Origin of the sequence: Porphyromonas cangingivalis (assembly GCF_900638305.1) — a bacterium.
In the GTDB taxonomy this organism is placed as follows: Bacteria; Bacteroidota; Bacteroidia; order Bacteroidales; family Porphyromonadaceae; genus Porphyromonas_A; species Porphyromonas_A cangingivalis.
The window spans coordinates 1280975-1298052 of sequence record NZ_LR134506.1; the positions used below are offsets into that span (position 1 = coordinate 1280975).

Genomic DNA, 17078 nt, shown 5'->3' on the forward strand with positions numbered 1-17078 from the left:
GTGCGATGTCGGTTTCGCGACGTATGTGACAAAGGCCTTGAAGCCCTTTTGGGCGAAAAAGATCATATCGCAGTGGTAATCAAACCGTTTTTTAGTTTTTTTTCGTACCTTGCGCTCAAGTATGGATGACTCCATGGGGGAGTTATCACTTTTGTTGTATTACCCCCTCACTTCGGGGCAGGTGCTTTTTGCGTGCCAAGGAGTTGAGGAACTATCTTGAAAACTATCTTTTTGACTATGGAGCAAGATCTTGAAATGACCAATGTGGCGAACGAAGAAAACATCGCTGTGACTGCACCTTCGACCGAAGTGACAGAGACAGCCGGCAAAACGAATGATGTGGAGACCCTCCTCCAGACAATCTCAGAAAAGGTGAATGCCGGCATCTTGCCTGAAAAGGCAGACATGGATCGCCTCACAGCACTTATCTATCGCAAGCCACAAGCGACAACGACAGACTCCGACGAGGAGCACGAAGAGCAGGACCTCGAAGATGCTTCGGAAGCGGTGGAGGATGCGCTCATCATGCGATTCATCAACCTCCAGACTCGTTACAAAGAGCTTCGCCACAAGGCCAACGAAGAGCTCAAACGCCAACATGAAGAGAACCTCAAGGTGAAGACCACCCTTCTCGAAAGGATGAAGGACCTCCTCACTTCGACCGAGGACTTCAGCAAGATCAAGGCCGAGTTCCGCAAGATACGTGACGAGTGGTCAGAGATAGGCGATGTACCTCAGAACGAAAAGGCAGAGATACTCAAGATGTATCAGGAGCAGATGGAGCAGTTCTACGAGATCAATGCCATCACCAACGAGTTCAGAGAATACGACTTCGCCAAGAACAAGGAAGCTAAGACGGCTCTCATAGAGCGTGCCAAGGCTCTCGGCGAGGAGTCGGATGTCATCAAGGCATTCAACGAACTCCAATCACTACACGACAGATGGAAAGAGACCGGCCCTGTGGCCTATGATGACCGAGAGCCGATGTGGAGAGAGTTCAAGCAGGCTTCGACCATTGTCAACAAAAGACATCAAGACCACTTCACCGCTCTCCGTGCCAAAGAGGTGGAGAACCTCGAAGCGAAGACAAATCTCTGTGAGCGCATAGAGGCTCTTGCACAGAGTCTCCCCGAGACTCGTGAGGGTTGGCGCAAGCTCATGGATGAGATCAACACCCTCAAAGACGAATGGCGCACCATCGGATTTGCACCGAAGAAGCACAACAATGAGATATATCAACGCTTCCGCACGACACTCAACGACCTCTATACGAAGCGCAGATCGTTCCTCAAAGAACTAAGTATCGATGTGGATGCGAAGCTCGAAAAGTACCGCAAGCTCACAGAGCAGGCTGTGGCTCTCAAGGACAGCAAGGATTGGAAGAAGACTTCCGAAAAGATCGTGAAGCTCCAAGAGGAGTGGAAGGCTGTCGGCGGTCTTGGTACTCGTGTGGCAGAGGCTACAAAGCTATGGCAGACGTTCTCGGAGTCTTGCAACACGTTCTTCAAAAATCGTCACGCAGACTTCAAGGAGAGAAATACCGAACGCCTTCAGAACCTGAAAGCCAAGGAGGAACTCATAGCCAAACTCGAAGCCCTCAAGGCTAATCCGACCGAAGACTTGGCGGATGATGTCGAAGCGATCCAAGAGGAATGGCAGAAGCTCGGCCACGTACCCAACAAAAACAAGGATGCAATCAATGATGCTTACTATGGACTCGTGAGAGAATTCCAAAGAAGCACACGTAAGAATGATGGCAGCAAGGGTGGTGGCAAGAAGTCCACCTTCGACCAGGATCTGTCGACCTACACATCTGAACAACTCTCGGATGAACAACGTCGCTTGACTCGCATCATCGGCAGGATCGAAGAGGAGATCAAACAGTATGAGAAGAACATGTGGTTCTTCCAACCTACAGGTGAAAAGAAGGTGAACCCTCTCACTCAGCAGATCCAACGCAAGATCGACAACCTCAAAGCGGACATCAAGAGGTTTGAGGAACGTATCGCAGAGATCAAAGAGCACCAAAAGGATTGATATATAGACATGAGCATTGTCTCATCAAAAATGAAAGAATGCGTACGAGGCACAAGACCTCGCACGCATTTTTTTAACCCCGGCTATGAGTCTTCGGTGGCACTGGGAGATAGGTCTTATACACCATCAGGCATGGTGCAGATGATGCGCCATGACTTGTGGGAGCTTCCGTACTATTATGCCGACAAGGGCGACATCGTCTTCTGCCCGTATGACTTACCATCATCGCAAGATCTATCGGGGTATGAGCTCTGCCCTTGGGGATGGGCTCCCGAGCTACGCTATGGCCGTCTGTCAGAGCTTGTTCCCTACTCTTACGATGAGATGAAACAGTGGAGCTCTCGTCACAACACATACTTGTTGCTATCCGAACTCATACGACTTTACCCCGACGTCTACTCGGAGGATATCCTTCCGCAAGTCATCGATCCCACGTTGCCCTCGATCGTCATCGAGGCGACAAAGAGCTATGTACTGAAAGAAGAATTTTCGTCCTCGGGGAGAGGTGTGGTCTTCGCCAAGGGAGCCGAGATATCGGACCTCATCCGACGTCGACAAAACAAGTCTTCGTCCAAACGCCTATACCTCGAACCTCGCCACGACAAAATCAGTGATCGGGGATACGAGTTTGTACGCCAAGAGGATGGCAAGGTCATCTATGTAGGGCCATCGGACTTCTACACCACAGAGGGTAGATACAACGGTAATCGAGTCGAGCGACCCGAAATCATCCACGATCGTTGGAGAAGCACTGCCACAAGTGTCAGCCACGATACCTATGTGAATCACCTCGTCCATGCAATTGAAGCCCTACCTCTCGGAAGATACCACGGCCCTATCGGTATCGATACTATGGTCCATGAAGAAGGGGGGAGGTTGCACCTTCACCCTTGTATCGAAGTGAATGTCCGCCCTACGATGGGCTGGCTTGCACTTGCGCTCGGGGAGCGTTACCTTGGCGATAACACCACAGGATTGTTCGAACTGAAGTACTATTCGTCTCCCGAAGTTCTCCAAAAAGAACTCCGCCCTACCCTCACCTCCACCACCCCACTCTACCGATCGCCCCGAAATACACCACTACCGCCGGGCAGATACCTCCTCACCACCCTCACACCGGAAACTCGCTTTGTCGCTATCCTCACCATCTCTCACCATACATAAATAATGGGGAATCCAAAAGAGTGACAAATAAAACGAGCCGTGGAAAAGGCATTCCCCGGCAAGGTTCTTTTGTCGCCACACGAATCCTCCCCGCCAAGCATTATTTTTCCCAAAACTCAGATAAATAACAGAGCGAAATCGACTTGAATGAGTGCTGTATGTATTACGTTTGTATCAACATAAAACCGTTCGCAGAGATTTTAATTTAACATCTTGTATAACAGACTTATATCAGGACATTGATTGAGTTTTGTAAGACAGGTATGAAATTTTTAACAGCATAGCGCCCCATATATTTTGACAAAAGGGTAAAAAATGTCATCTTTGTATTTTGAATAGAGCGAGCAACATGCACCCTCGTTCGACAAAGATTATTAATACTGGAAGATATGTCATATACGAACATATATAGAAATATGAAGTTGGCTCTTGTCGCGCTTGCAATCTTGGCTCTACCGGCAGGACTGAAAGGGCAAGACATCACGTCGTCTCCATATTCAAGATTTGGATACGGTCAACTGAATAGTTCGGTACCTGTAGCTCTGAAAGGGATGGGCGGAACAGCCATCGGTGTGCAAAACGAGAAGGTCATCAACTTCGCAAATCCGGCAGCCTATGCTGCATCGGACTCGTTGTCGTTCCTTATGGACATGGGTGTCAGTGCAAACTGGTCTCGATACGGTGACGGAAAGATCTCTAAAAACACTTTCTTGGGAAACATCGACTATCTTGCGATGCAGTTCTCGGTACTCAAAGATCGCTTGATCTTCAGTGCAGGATTGGTACCATTCTCAACGGCCGGCTATGGGCTCAAGAACCTTGTGCAGGTCGAGGGTGGAAAAGATGGTCGTGATGTGTTTCAGCAGGAATTCAAAGGGTCGGGCTCGATCCAGTCGGCATACACAGGCTTTGGTGTAAAGGTCATCGGAGGTTTCTCTCTCGGTGCGAACGTAAAGTACACCTTCGGCAGTATCACACATATCGCACAAGTGACACCCAACTCGTCATTATTCAGCAGGACATTGAAGTCAAGCACAATCGAACTATCATCTTGGGCGTTTGACTTCGGTGCTCAGTATAGACTAAACTACAACAAGGAGGACTATTTTGTCCTTGGTGCGACATTCTCTCCGGCGATCAAGATGACGCCTGAACTTACCCTCGTAGAAAACAAAAACGAAGGCTCTACGATCCAACCCGAAATCACCACAAAGACCCTCAAGCCAAGCACTCAGATGCCTCTAAAGGCAGGTTTTGGGGCATCATGGGCCAAAGGGAATAAACTTTTGGTCGCGGGAGACGTCCTAATGACAAGATGGGGAAGCGTCCCCAATATCTTCGAGAACGACAATCTTTTGCTGAGAGATACTTATCGAGTCGCTTTGGGTATGGAGTACCTCAAGGATAAGTTCTCCAGGAACTACTTTGACAGAGTCATCTACCGAGGAGGTGTAAATTATGAAACCTCGTATACCGACCTGCCGTTAGTGGGCAAGGTGGATAGAGTGATCGGCTCTCTCGGACTCGGGCTTCCCGTGACTCCGTACAACGAGCGGACATCATACATCAACCTTTCACTCGAATACAGCAAAGGCTTACCCTCCGGCGGAAGTAAAGTCTTCTCTGAAGATATGTTGAGACTTTCTCTCAGCATCAACTTCAGTGAGACCTGGTTCAAAAAGCTGAAGATATACTAAATCACTTGAAACAAAACAACCTAAAGGGAATAATCACGATGAAAAGAATGATCATTGCGGCAGTGACACTCCTTATGAGTGTATCTGCCTTTGCACAGACTCCGGCAACAGCCGGCAACGACAGCATCCAATGCCGTCGCAACACGTCTTTCGCCAAGACTTATGCTAAAAGTGGCAACTTTGACGACGCCTATGATTTTTGGAAGAAAGCGTATGGGATTTGTCCTGATTCAAGTAAAGATCTCTACATCCTCGGAGCACAGATCTTAAACTGGAAGCTCGAAAATGCAAAGACTGCAGAGGAGCAAGAAAAGCTCTTCAACGAGCTCATGGCAATGTACGACGATCGTATCAAGTATTTCGGTAATGATCCTCAGACCGGGACAGACTATATATTGGGCTACAAGGCTTCTGATTACATCAGATACAAGCAAAACAAAGCGGACTTTAACCTCGTTTACAACTGGCTCCAACCCGTTGTAGTAGAAAAGAAAGCGACTACAGATGGACTCGCACTCTCCATCTATGTATTTGCATCCATGCAAAAGATGGCGACCGTACCTGAACACAGAGAACAGTACATCGCTGACTACATGGAGGTATCGGGCTACTTTGATGAAGCCATAAGATTGGCAGAAGAGGCCGGAGACAACGGCACAGCTGAATTTTATCGCCAAAATAAGACAAACACAGACACTCATTTTGCTGCCAGTGGTGCTGCAGACTGCGAGACTGTAGCTAAGATATTCGGTCCCAAACTTGATGCAAACAAGGAAAACAAAGAATATCTCGAAATGATGATGAAGCTCCTTGTCAGTCTCAAGTGTAATGACAACCCTATCTACTACAAAGCAGCCGAGTACAACTACGCCATCACTCCCAGCGTGAGTGGTGCAGTAGGCATCGCACGTCAAGCTCTTGCAAAGAAAGACTATGACAGAGCAGCGAAGTTCTACGAGGAGGCTATAAAGCTAAGCACCAAGCCCGAAGAAAAGGCTGAAGTGTACTACACAATGGCTACGATGGCTTATGAGCAGAGACAGTATGGTAGAGCGAGACAACTCGCTATGAAGGCTATGGAAGAGCGTCCCAACTTCGGGACTCCGATGTTGCTCATCGCAACGATGTACGCAGCAACAGCTCCGTCAATCTATCCCGGTGACCCGATCATGCAACAGATCGTGTACTGCCTCGTGGTAGATAAGGCGGCTCGTGCAAAATCCATTGACCCATCGATCTCTGACGAAGCAAACAAGCTCATCGGCACGTATAGCCGTTACTTCCCTCGCAAGGAAGATGTCTTCCTCCACCCTGACCTTTCAGAAGGTCAATCATTCACTGTCGGTGGATGGATCGGAGAGACAACCACTATCCGTGTGACTAACTAATAACAACATTGCTCTGACTGTGGATACGGAAGACAGTTATAAGCCAAACACAAATAAGAAGACAACACTGATACGCCCCTCATTGTGGGGGTGTGTCGGTGTTTTCCTGTATATTATATGGTCTGCAACTGCTTGTGGGCCGGGGAAAGGAGATGCAGTGAAGAGCGAACAAGACACCTTAACCTTCTCTACCATGACAAGGATGGTAGAGACACTTGTCTCTGACTCCGGGGTGACGAAGTACAAACTCATGGCTGATGTATGGTACACCTACGATAGTCCTGAGGAGAAGTGGTATTTCCCCGAAGGCATCTATCTCGAACAGTTCGACACCCTCTTCAATGCCCAAGCAACAGTCAAAGCAGACACAGCCTATTACTTCGAGGCCAAGAAATTGTGGCATCTCATCGGCAATGTGGAGGTAATGAATAGGGAGGGGCAGAAGTTTTACTCCAACTCCCTCTTTTGGAACCAGTACACGGAAGAAGTCTACTCCCACGACTCGGTTCGTATCATCCGCTCCGAAGGGCAGGAGCTCAGAGGGAAGTATGGCTTCAGAAGTAATCAAGACATGACCAGCTATAAAATCTTTACCTCCTCCGGACACATGGATGTCAACAAGGAGAGCACGACAGCACCCACTGCGCCGACCGACTCTCTCAAAGCCGACAGTGTGGCAATCAGTGAGACCTTAGCTCCAAATCTCAGATAACCACCGGCCAATACAATCATCGAGCAATGATATATTTCTGGATCATAGTCGTGCTGATGTTTTCAGCATTTTTCAGTGCGAGCGAGATAGCCTTCGTCTCCGCAGATAGGCTTCGTATAGAGTTAGAGAAGTCTCATGGACGCTTTTACTCAAGGATACTGACCCTCTTCTTCGGAGCTCCTGATCTCTTCATCACCACTATGCTCGTGGGCAACAACATCGCACTTGTCATCTATGGTCTTCTCATGGCAGTCGTGTTGGAACCACCACTGCACGAATTCATCACGAATGACTTCGCCGTCGTGTTCGCTCAGACCATACTCTCCACGATACTCATTCTCATTGTGGCAGAGTTCATCCCCAAAGCCGTATCCAAACTCAATCCCAACTGGCAGCTTAGGACCTTCGCTCTCCCACTCTTCGGACTGTACATCCTCCTCTACCCCATAGCGATATTCTCGTCATGGTTGAGTAAGATTCTGTTCAAGATATTCAAGGTAAAAGGATTAGACGAAAAAGATGTCCGTCTCGGTCGACTCGACTTGGACAACTACATCGAATCCAATGCCCAAAGCGGAGATCAACCCTCACTCAACAATACAGAAGTAAAGATACTCCAGAATGCCCTCGACTTTCCGGATGTAAAAGTGCGCGACTGCCTTGTCCCTCGCAATGAGATCACAGCTGTAAATATCGACACAACAAAAGAAGAACTCATCAGTATCTTCGACTCCACGGGATACTCCAAGATCTTGGTATACAAGGACACCATCGACGACCTTGTCGGATACATCCATGCCATAGAGATGTTCAAGAATACGGAACAGTGGCAAAAGAACATCAACCCCACGATCTATGTCCCCGAGACACAAGCAGCCGACAAAGTCATGCGCCTGCTGATGCAGAAGAAAAAAAGCATCGCCATCGTCGTTGACGAATTAGGCGGCACAGCAGGTATCGTGACACTGGAGGATATTGTCGAAGAGATTTTCGGTGAGATCGAAGATGAGCATGACATCAAGTCCGTCGTCATTCGTAAGATCAGCGACGACGAATACATCCTCTCCGGACGTGCAGAGATCGAACAAGTAAATGAAGAGTTTGAGGAGCTCAACCTTCCGACCTCCGACGAATACAAAACCGTCTCGGGGCTACTTATTGACTTCTACCAAGGCTTCCCAAAGCGAGGAGAAGAGATATACTACCCACCCCACTTCCACTTTCACATCATCCGTGCCAGTGGCAATAAGATCGGGCTTGTCAAGCTCAAGATCAACGAGTCATGATCTCTCTTCACAAAGCAATCCCAACCTAATCACTTCAGACCACCCCTGACACTGTCTCAGTCCGACAACATCTTATTCATACTATCGGGCTTCCGCACGATATACATATTGATCAAAATGTCTATGAACGCTTAGTGTTGATGCAAAGATAAAGCACACTCAAAGCGTCCAAGTCGATTATAGTCGAATACGGTCGATTATCGTCAAATTTGATCTATTGTCATCATTTAATCTATTACCATCAATAGATCAAAACACAGAACACGTCTCCAATCAACCTCTTTATCCACCGTCACCTCACAAACTCACGTAGCATTCCACCCTTTGAAATTTAGGGCTGATATAAGTAAAAATCACCCTTTCGGGTATTGCGAAAAAGATGACAGGTAGTCTCCGATAATACCATCAGACGGCGTCAAATACAGTCAAGAAAACAGGTCCCCAGTTCTCCATAACAGTCTCAGGGCAGTGCGGAAGACTTCCGTCACTGCCCCGAGGCTACTTTTTTGTGTGTTATGTCTTACTTGCTGTCCTTGTCTTCTCCGGCGAAGAAGGAGATGAGGACGGCAATCATGGAGAGTACCCAGATGAGGAGAAAACTCTTTCTGAATGTGCCACCTTTCTGTGTCATGACTTATAAGTTTTTAGCGTGTTTGTTGAGCAGATCGTGTAGGGTAGCTTCGTCCCCCTTGGGAGCGATGACGAGTACATCATCCATATCTACCACGACATAATTGTCCAGCCCGGAGACGATGACTTGCTTGTCAGGGTTTGAGACACGAACGAGAGTATGGGGCGAGTTTTCGAGCTTGTGGTTTGGATTTTCGCCACTCGGCAGGCTCGACACATGGCGGTAGAGTGACTCCCACGTCCCTATGTCGTCCCAACCGAAATCTCCCGAAAGCACATGGACATTGTCCGCCTTCTCCATCACACCATAGTCGATGGATATGGACTTAGAGTTGAGGAAGGCCTGAGCGACATCTGTACGCTCGCTCGTGGTATTGTAGCTCTTGATGTTGGCAAAGAGAGCCGCCACTTCGGGGAGATAGGTCTCCAGAGCAGCGACAATGTCCTTGACTTTCCAGACGAACATCCCCGAGTTCCACACATAACGCCCCGAAGCAAGGAGCGCTTCGGCCTCCTCCTTCTGAGGTTTCTCCTTAAATCGAACAATAGCTCCTCTACCCGTCTCCAGGGCTTCGTCCCCCTGCTCTATATATCCGTAGCTCGTCGCAGGGAATGTAGGCGGAATTCCTATGGTGAGGAGCACATCATTCTGAGAGACATACTCGACCCCTCTGACGAGGCACTGTCTGAACGCCTCCACATCACCGATGTGATGATCCGAGGGGGTGACGATCATGATGGCATTGGGATCTGTCGCATAGATCTTGTAAGCGGCATAAGCGATACAAGGAGCTGTATTGCGACGCTCCGGCTCGGTAAGGATGTTGTGTGGGGGGAGCGTATGCAACTGCCGCATGACCTCTCCACCGAACTTCTCCCCTGTCACCACAAAGAAGTTATCTGCCTGCACGATAGACTCAAATCTGTGGCAAGTGTCCTGCAACATGGTGAAGCCTGTACCAAGGATATCCAAGAACTGCTTGGGCTTGTCCTGACGGCTCATAGGCCAAAAGCGCGCACCGATGCCACCGGCCATGATGACGCAGTATATATTTTGTTTTAATGTCATATCAGAGTGAGATGAGTGATGTTGTTACTTTTTGTCGAAAAGGATGAGACTGTCGCGCGTGAGAGCGGGACGTGTCCATTCGGCAGGGATGAATGCCCACTTGGAGAGTGTCTTGGGAGAGATGGCACCTTGGGCTTTGAGGTGCTCCATGAGGTAGTAACGAAGATCCTTTTCGGTCGAACGCACCACTCTCGAAGTCAGCTCATCGTGTGGGATGCCGGCCCCTTGTGTGAGGAGGTCTCCACCTCCATTGCCACGGTAAGAGTTGACCACGACAAGATAATCCTTGGCAAGGTCAAAGGCCGTACCGTCTCTCAAGGTATTGAACGAAAGACGCTCACCCTTGGGCTTGGTCACATCCACAGTGTACTCGACTCCGCAAGCCGAGTCGAAGTTGAAGAAAGGCTTCTCAAACTTGTTGAACCGTCCCGTATCCCCTCCCGAAGAGAGGCGTAACAGAGGAGCATCGGCACTCGTCATGGTGACGATCCATCGGTCGTAAGCCTCTTCGAGCATCCCCTTGATTTCTTGCCCCGAAAGACGCATGAGGTAAGCCATATTTTCGTACTTGTAGAGCTTGAAGAGGTCACTCATCCTGATGTCGCCTTTTGCGATCTTCGTGTCGAAGACCAAGGGAGCACTGATGGATATCTGCGCTTCGTCAAAGAGTCCCAACTGTACCTCGTGTATGAGGTCTACGAAAGGTGAAGGGCCTACGAACGATGCACGAGAGGAGATGTCCGCCGTGGTCGTTGCGATACGCTGAGAGACAAAGTTCTTGACGACATTGTACTGAGGTGTGAGGTCTTTGATGAACTTCCCATCGGGTATGAACTTGTCCAACTCAATGATCGCAGGCACACTCTCTACCAAGGGGTTGCCATCGGCATCGGTCTTGAATGTGACCGTGGTGCGAGAGAGGTTGTGCCCGTCGTTGGCAGGATTGAGGATATAAGTCTTGCGCCCATCCTCATGGACGACAGAGTCGACATAACTGCGGTGATCGTGTCCGAGGAGGACGAGGTCTATACCATCGACTTGGCTGGCAAGGGCATAGCCCGCATCCTCTGCCAAGTACTGCACCGAGTCCGTCCTGTCTCCCCGACCCGAGTGCACGAGCGCGACGACATAGTCGGGCTTCGCCTCTTGGATCTCATCCATATACCTGCGAGCGGTCTCGACGATGTCGTCGAACCTCATCCCCGACCATAGGATCTCGGGGAGGAAGTTGGGCACGGCAGGTGTGGTCAGGCCAAGGATGGCAAACTTCTTGCCCCCCTTCGTCACCATCGTATAAGGGGTAAAATAAGGCTCGGGCATCTCCTTCCCTTCGCTACGGGCGAGATCGATGACATTAGCCCCGAGGACAGGGGCGGACACCTCCTTGACCCAACGATCGTAGACGGCATGCCCTGTCTCGATGTCGTGGTTACCTATCGTGACGGCATCGTAGTCGAGCTTGTTGAGGACCTCAGCCATAAGGTGGCGCGAAGTGGTGTCGATGAAGTTGTAGTAGTAAGCCGTAGGCTGTCCTTGCAAGATGTCTCCGGCATCGAGGAGAATCATTTCTCCGGAGGACTGTCGGTAAGCGTTGATATAGGTCGCAATACGGGCATAGCTCCCCTTGCCCTCGGTCTCGTTGATGAAGTCGTGGGGAAAGACATTGCCATGCAGGTCTGTGGTGTGGAAGATGTCAATGGTGACGACATCGCTCTGCTTCTGTGGCTGACACGATGTCCAAAGCCCGGCAATGAGGAACAGCACCAAGGCTGACAGATGATGACGGATGCGCATGATAAGGCGGTTAGTTCGTTGTGTAAGTCCGGGGAGGATCGCCCCCGAGGTTGTCTGATTCGATTTATTCCGGCACAAGGCAGAATATATTCTGTCGGGCTTCGGAATACATTCCACCCCTATACAGAAAACTTTCTGCACAAGGATGGAACGTGTGAGGATATTGTATCATATATGGTGTCGGCTCCGGACTTGTCCGAGACAAGAGAGAAGACCGACAGAGCCGTCTTTACTTCGCGATGTCCATCTCGTCGATAAGTCTCTGTGCACCGAGATACTTGTCGAGGATGAGGAGGACGTAGCGTACGTCGCAGATGATACTGCGCTGGTAGTCTGCAAGGTAATTGATGTCACCTCCGACACCTTCCCAGTTGCGGTCGAAGTTGAGCCCGACCAAATTGCCATACTTATCGATGACCGGGCTACCGGAGTTGCCTCCGGTGGTGTGGGTAGTGGCGCAGATGTCGACAGGCATCTTACCGTTGGCAAGGGCATAAGAGCCGAAGTCTTTACGATTGTAGATGTCCTTGAGTTTAGGACTGAGGGTGTACTCGGGGTTGGTAGGATCTTCCTTCTCCATGACACCGTCCATAGTGGTCTGGAAGCCGTAGTAGACATTGTCACGAGGGATGTAACCCTTGAGCTGTCCGAAGGTGTAACGGATGGTGGAGTTGGCATCGGGCCATACGTTCATCTCGCCTTCCATCTCCATCACGCCCTTGACATAGGTCTTGCGGACACGTGCAAACTCACGGTCGAAGCCTGCCACCTTGTCCTTCACTTCCTTGAAGCGAGCATTGACATCCTTGGCAAGTCTCACCACAGGGTCGGCATTGTAGGTCGCATAGTCCCCGGTCGTGATCGCCGCTTCGAGTGCCGCAGCATCCATATATATGGACTTGTCGATGAGGCGATCTACGAAAGCATCGATGTCCTTGGCATCACGAAGGACGGCAGGGAGGTTGGCCGCAGCGGTACCCTTGACGAAAGCGGTGAGCATAGCCTTGGTGACCTTGCGGTCGACTTCCTTATTGTAGTCCTTGTTGAAGATTGTGGTGTACTTTTCGTCCATGAACTTACGACGCTTGCCGGCATCGGCTTTGAGTTCGGCAAAAGTCTTCTCATCCAAGACAGGAGCTGAGACAGTCTCGACAGCACGGATGAGCCCTTCGTCGATCATCCATACCTGACGACGGAAGTCCGCACGCTGAGCGACCATCTCTTCGATCTTTTTCATCGCTTCGATGTACTCGGGCTTGTTGTTTTCGGTCGCATACTTGGCAAGCTTTTCCTGCTGAGCCTTCTTCATGCCTTCGAAGTCCATCTTGCGGATGGCCCAGTTCGATCCGATGGCATTCTTGTAAGCATTGGTGGATCTTGCATACTTCGAAGCGTATTGGATCTTGACCGCTTCGTCCGCTCTCATCTCTGCAAGCATGGTCTCCTGACGCACCTTACGCATATCGATACGCACGGTGTTGTCGATGTCACGACGCTCTGCCACCTCGGCAGCGGTGTAGAAGTGGTTGGTACGTCCGGGATAACCCATGATCATCACGAAGTCGTTTTCGTTGAGTCCACCCGAATTGACCTTGAAGTAGTGCTTAGGCTTGAGGGGGACATTGTTGGGATCGTACTTCGCAGGCTTGCCGTCCTTGTCGGTATAGATACGGAAGACACAGAAGTCTCCGGAGTGGCGAGGCCATACCCAGTTGTCGGTGTCCTCACCGTAAGAACCGATAGATGTCGGAGGGGCAGCCACGAGACGCACATCCGAGTACTCCTTACTCACAGAGAGAAAGAACTTGTTGCCTTCGTAAAATGGTGCAAGGTCAAGGACGACATAGCCGGCCTTCTTGCCCCTATTCTTCTTGTACCACGCATCTGCGATCTTGGAGAGATACTTACGTGAGAGGTATTCCATGGGGTCGTTGCACTTCGCCTTCTTGAGGTAAGCGTTGACAAAGCCGGTGACGTCCACGATCTCGTCGATGAAGGTGACGACAAGTCCGGGATTGGGCAGCTCATCCTTCATCGTAGGAGCGTAGAAGCCGTTGCGGAGGAAGTTGTTCTGGACCGTAGAGTGCTCACGGATCTGATCGTAACCGCAGTGGTGGTTGGTGAGGAGAAGCCCCTGAGAAGAGACCACCTCGCCCGTACATCCGCCATCGAAGTGTACGATGGCATCGATGACAGAGCCTTTGCCGGGACTGTATATCTGTTCGGCCGAGAGGGTGAGCCCCATCTCCTGCATACGCTTGATGTTTTGCTGCTTGAGGTAGGGCAAGAGCCACATCCCTTCGTCAGCTCTGAGTGAAGGTGCGCAGAGAAGTGTCGCAAAGAACGCTGCGCTGAGCATTTTGAAAATCTTCATGTAATTGGATTTTATGATTAGTGTTACTTATTTCTTTTCGTCCCACGTCGTGTAGGGATGCAAGGCGAGATAACTGTTGTAGTACTCGGGAGATCCCGTGACCTCCTCTCCTATCCACTCGGGGATGGATACATCCGCAGTCTCATCAGGAAGTTCGACTTCGGCAAGGACGAGCCCCTCATTGTCGCCCTCGAAGACATCGACTTCCCAAAGCATCCCATCGTGTCGGATGTGATGACGCTTCTTGGAGATGACATTCTCACCACTGATGGAGAGGAGTTCGAGTGCGTCCTGCACAGGGATCTCGTACTCGTACTCGGCTCTGACGATAGAGCCCTCGGCCTTAGATCCCTTGATCGTGATGAAGCCCTTGTCATCGGACACCCGTATGCGGACACCGAGGGACGAGCTTTTCTTGATGTACCCCTGCCTTATCGTCAACACACGCTCCGCTTGGGACAGAATCGCCTCATCTCGGAGGAGGAACTTCCTTTCGATCTCTACACCCATATCTTCTTAGTAAATGATAACTTCGGTCGCTCCGAAACCATACTCTTGGAACGAAGCATCCTGCATCAGTGCCTTGGGGTATTCTTTCTTGATGAGATCCATCACCGCTTTACGAAGGACCCCTTCACCCTTACCGTGGATGAATACGATGCGACGTTTCTTCTCGTTGCGATGGCGGTGCATCACCTTGCGGACATGCTCCAGCTGTATGTCGAGCATCGCCTTATTGTCAAGACCTGCGGTAGAGTCCACGAGCTCGTGGATGTGCAGATCCTCAACGATCACCCGGGGCTGATTGGGCTCCTTGGCTTTGGGCTTCGTCGGGGTCGTATCACCCTTTGTCTTGGGCATCATCATCTCCTGCTCAAGGCGTTGGGCGTCGATCTTTTTGCTCTGTACGGGCTTATCGTCCTCGATGAGAGGGAAGATGATCGCTCCGTCGTCGAAGTAATCATTGGGGACGAAAGCATTCGTCTTGAAGAACCTCATCCCCGTGATGCGACAGTTGGCTTCGTAAGCAGGCTTTGCCACAAAGGGAGCATCGCTCTTGAATGAGAGGAGCTGTACCTTCACCCTGTTGCGTGCTGCGAGACCGCTTGGGGGAAATGCTTCGATAAAGGTCGAACTATCGAAAGGCACAACCCCCGAAAACATCACTCGCCAGTCTCCACCGTCGCTGATCATATAGTGCGCGTAGAGGTCGTAGTTGCTGTCGTTGACGATATAAGCCTCATAATCACAGTCTCCCACGGCTTCGGGATTGCTTGGGAGGTAAGCCAGCACGGCATTGATGACCTCGTGTGCCGGATCGGTGGGGCGATCCACTTTGGGTGTGGCAGGACGTTGCTTCTCCGGCTCGGGGGCGACTGCCATAGGAGCGGATGCCGATGTCGGCTGTGGTGTATTGCGACGTGGGATCTCCGGCTTGGGGACGATACCGCTTCCCGGGGTGACGACCACGATCTCACTTGCAAGGACAGGGATGTCAAACCCCGTCTCATCCTCCACCTCTATGATGCCCCCGCTACGGATGGCCTTGACGACACCGCTCCCCGTAGCATTGAGGAAACGGACGTTGTCGCCTACTTTTATGTCTTTGTGACTCATGTCTAAAAAGTATTCTAAGTTTCGCCCTTCCCTCAAAGTTCACTAATTTTGCATTCAAATACAAAGCGTTAAAGGAAAAGCCTTATGCATGACTACAAAAATACAAAGATTGAATCATTTAGTTACCATCTTCCCGACGAAAGAATAGCCAAGTACCCACTCAGCCGAAGAGACGAATCGAAGTTGCTCAGGTACTCGGGCGGAGAGATCACCGACCACACGTTCAGAGACATCTCTGACATCGTGGAGGAGGACACACTCCTCGTGTCCAACGACACGAAAGTGATCCGGGCAAGGTTGGAGTTCTTCAAACCCACAGGCGGACGTATCGAAATCTTCCTACTCGACCCTGTGGCACCATCGGTATATGAGACAGTCTTTGAAGAGCGCAGTCGTTGCACCTGGCACTGCCTCGTCGGCAATGCGAAGAAATGGAAGGAGGACAGCATCACTTCGACCGTCACCCTACCCGATGGCAGAGAGATCGTACTGACGGCAACGAAGGCGAGCCCCGCCACACCTGATGGGCAGGAGATCGCTCTATCGTGGGATGGTGGCGCAGACTTCGGTGCTATCCTCGAAGCCTATGGCGAACTCCCCATACCGCCCTATCTCAACAGAGAAACCGAGGAGTCCGACCTCACGACCTACCAGACCCTCTTCGCACGAGTGCAAGGCTCCGTGGCAGCTCCTACGGCAGGACTACACTTCACACCCGAGGTGATGCAGGCTCTTTCAGAGAAAGGCATCCGATCGACCCAAGTCACACTCCATGTCGGAGCAGGGACATTCCGTCCTGTCAAGTCGGAGACGATGGAAGGTCATACGATGCACACCGAAGCCATCGTCGTCTCTCTTGAGACGCTCAAAGCTCTCAAGACCCATCTCGGACACATCACCGCAGTGGGGACGACATCGACACGCACGCTGGAGAGTCTCTACTACATCGGCGTACACCTCATCGAGGGGAAAGACTCCCCCTTTGAGGTCGAACAGTGGGAACCCTACGAGAGGGACTACAAATACTCCACCGAAGAGAGCCTCTCTGCCATCATCCGTCACCTCGAAGCCTCGGGCGAAGACCACTTTGTGGGGGCGACACGGATCATCATCGTCCCTGGCTTTACGTTCAGGCTTGTCGGGACACTCATCACCAACTTCCATCAGCCTCATAGCACTCTCCTCCTGCTGATCTCCGCCTTTGTCGGGAACGATTGGAAAAGTATCTATGACCACGCCCTTGCGAATGATTACCGCTTCTTGAGCTACGGTGACAGTTCGATCCTATTTCGTCCCCAAGCCTGAGCAAC

General features: G+C 50.7%; 12 protein-coding genes. 7 read left to right on the forward strand and 5 right to left on the reverse strand.

Translation table 11 applies throughout. The features are described from left to right. The first annotated feature begins 237 nt into the window (after positions 1-237). The 6 genes from EL262_RS05310 (at position 238) to EL262_RS05335 (ending at position 8284) form a co-directional block, all read left to right on the forward strand. On the forward strand, positions 238-2037 hold the full coding sequence (locus EL262_RS05310; RefSeq protein WP_078735869.1) for a DUF349 domain-containing protein: 1800 nt from the start codon (positions 238-240) through the stop codon (positions 2035-2037). Between the two features lie 30 nt (positions 2038-2067). Continuing rightward, positions 2068-3201, forward strand: coding sequence for a hypothetical protein (locus EL262_RS05315; RefSeq protein ID WP_078735868.1), 1134 nt, complete (start codon positions 2068-2070; stop codon positions 3199-3201). Positions 3202-3590: 389 nt separating this feature from the next. Continuing rightward, the gene (gene bamG / locus EL262_RS05320; RefSeq protein WP_051522787.1) at positions 3591-4898 is read left to right on the forward strand and encodes a BamG family beta-barrel-assembly machinery protein; all 1308 of its coding nucleotides are present in this window, start codon (positions 3591-3593) and stop codon (positions 4896-4898) included. 38 nt (positions 4899-4936) lie between these two features. Further along, a complete protein-coding gene (locus EL262_RS05325) occupies positions 4937-6286 on the forward strand; it encodes a tetratricopeptide repeat protein (RefSeq protein ID WP_051522786.1) in 1350 nt (449 codons plus the stop codon). A 19-nt stretch (positions 6287-6305) separates the two neighbouring features. Continuing rightward, the gene (gene lptC / locus EL262_RS05330) at positions 6306-6998 is read left to right on the forward strand and encodes an LPS export ABC transporter periplasmic protein LptC (protein ID WP_051522785.1); all 693 of its coding nucleotides are present in this window, start codon (positions 6306-6308) and stop codon (positions 6996-6998) included. Positions 6999-7024: 26 nt separating this feature from the next. Then, positions 7025-8284, forward strand: a complete 1260-nt coding sequence (locus tag EL262_RS05335) for a hemolysin family protein (protein WP_025838864.1) — start codon at positions 7025-7027, stop codon at positions 8282-8284. A gap of 634 nt (positions 8285-8918) precedes the next feature. Here the strand turns inward: EL262_RS05335 and EL262_RS05340 are convergent. From EL262_RS05340 to EL262_RS05360, 5 genes are all read right to left on the reverse strand, one after another. Continuing rightward, positions 8919-9983 carry a mannose-1-phosphate guanylyltransferase gene (locus EL262_RS05340; protein WP_078735867.1) on the reverse strand — a complete coding sequence of 355 codons (1065 nt, stop codon included), beginning with the start codon at positions 9981-9983 and terminating at the stop codon, positions 8919-8921. A gap of 24 nt (positions 9984-10007) precedes the next feature. Then, the gene (locus EL262_RS05345) at positions 10008-11777 is read right to left on the reverse strand and encodes a bifunctional metallophosphatase/5'-nucleotidase (protein WP_078735866.1); all 1770 of its coding nucleotides are present in this window, start codon (positions 11775-11777) and stop codon (positions 10008-10010) included. A 229-nt stretch (positions 11778-12006) separates the two neighbouring features. Continuing rightward, positions 12007-14151, reverse strand: coding sequence for a S46 family peptidase (locus EL262_RS05350; RefSeq protein ID WP_078735865.1), 2145 nt, complete (start codon positions 14149-14151; stop codon positions 12007-12009). Positions 14152-14178: 27 nt separating this feature from the next. Further along, positions 14179-14661, reverse strand: coding sequence for a CYTH domain-containing protein (locus tag EL262_RS05355; RefSeq protein ID WP_078735864.1), 483 nt, complete (start codon positions 14659-14661; stop codon positions 14179-14181). A 6-nt stretch (positions 14662-14667) separates the two neighbouring features. Then, entirely contained in the window at positions 14668-15768 is a 1101-nt protein-coding gene (locus tag EL262_RS05360) for a Smr/MutS family protein (protein WP_078735863.1), read from the reverse strand. Positions 15769-15852: 84 nt separating this feature from the next. On the opposite strand from EL262_RS05360, the gene EL262_RS05365 reads away from it, so the two are divergent. Next, entirely contained in the window at positions 15853-17073 is a 1221-nt protein-coding gene (locus EL262_RS05365; protein ID WP_036852146.1) for an S-adenosylmethionine:tRNA ribosyltransferase-isomerase, read from the forward strand. Positions 17074-17078: the final 5 nt, after the last annotated feature.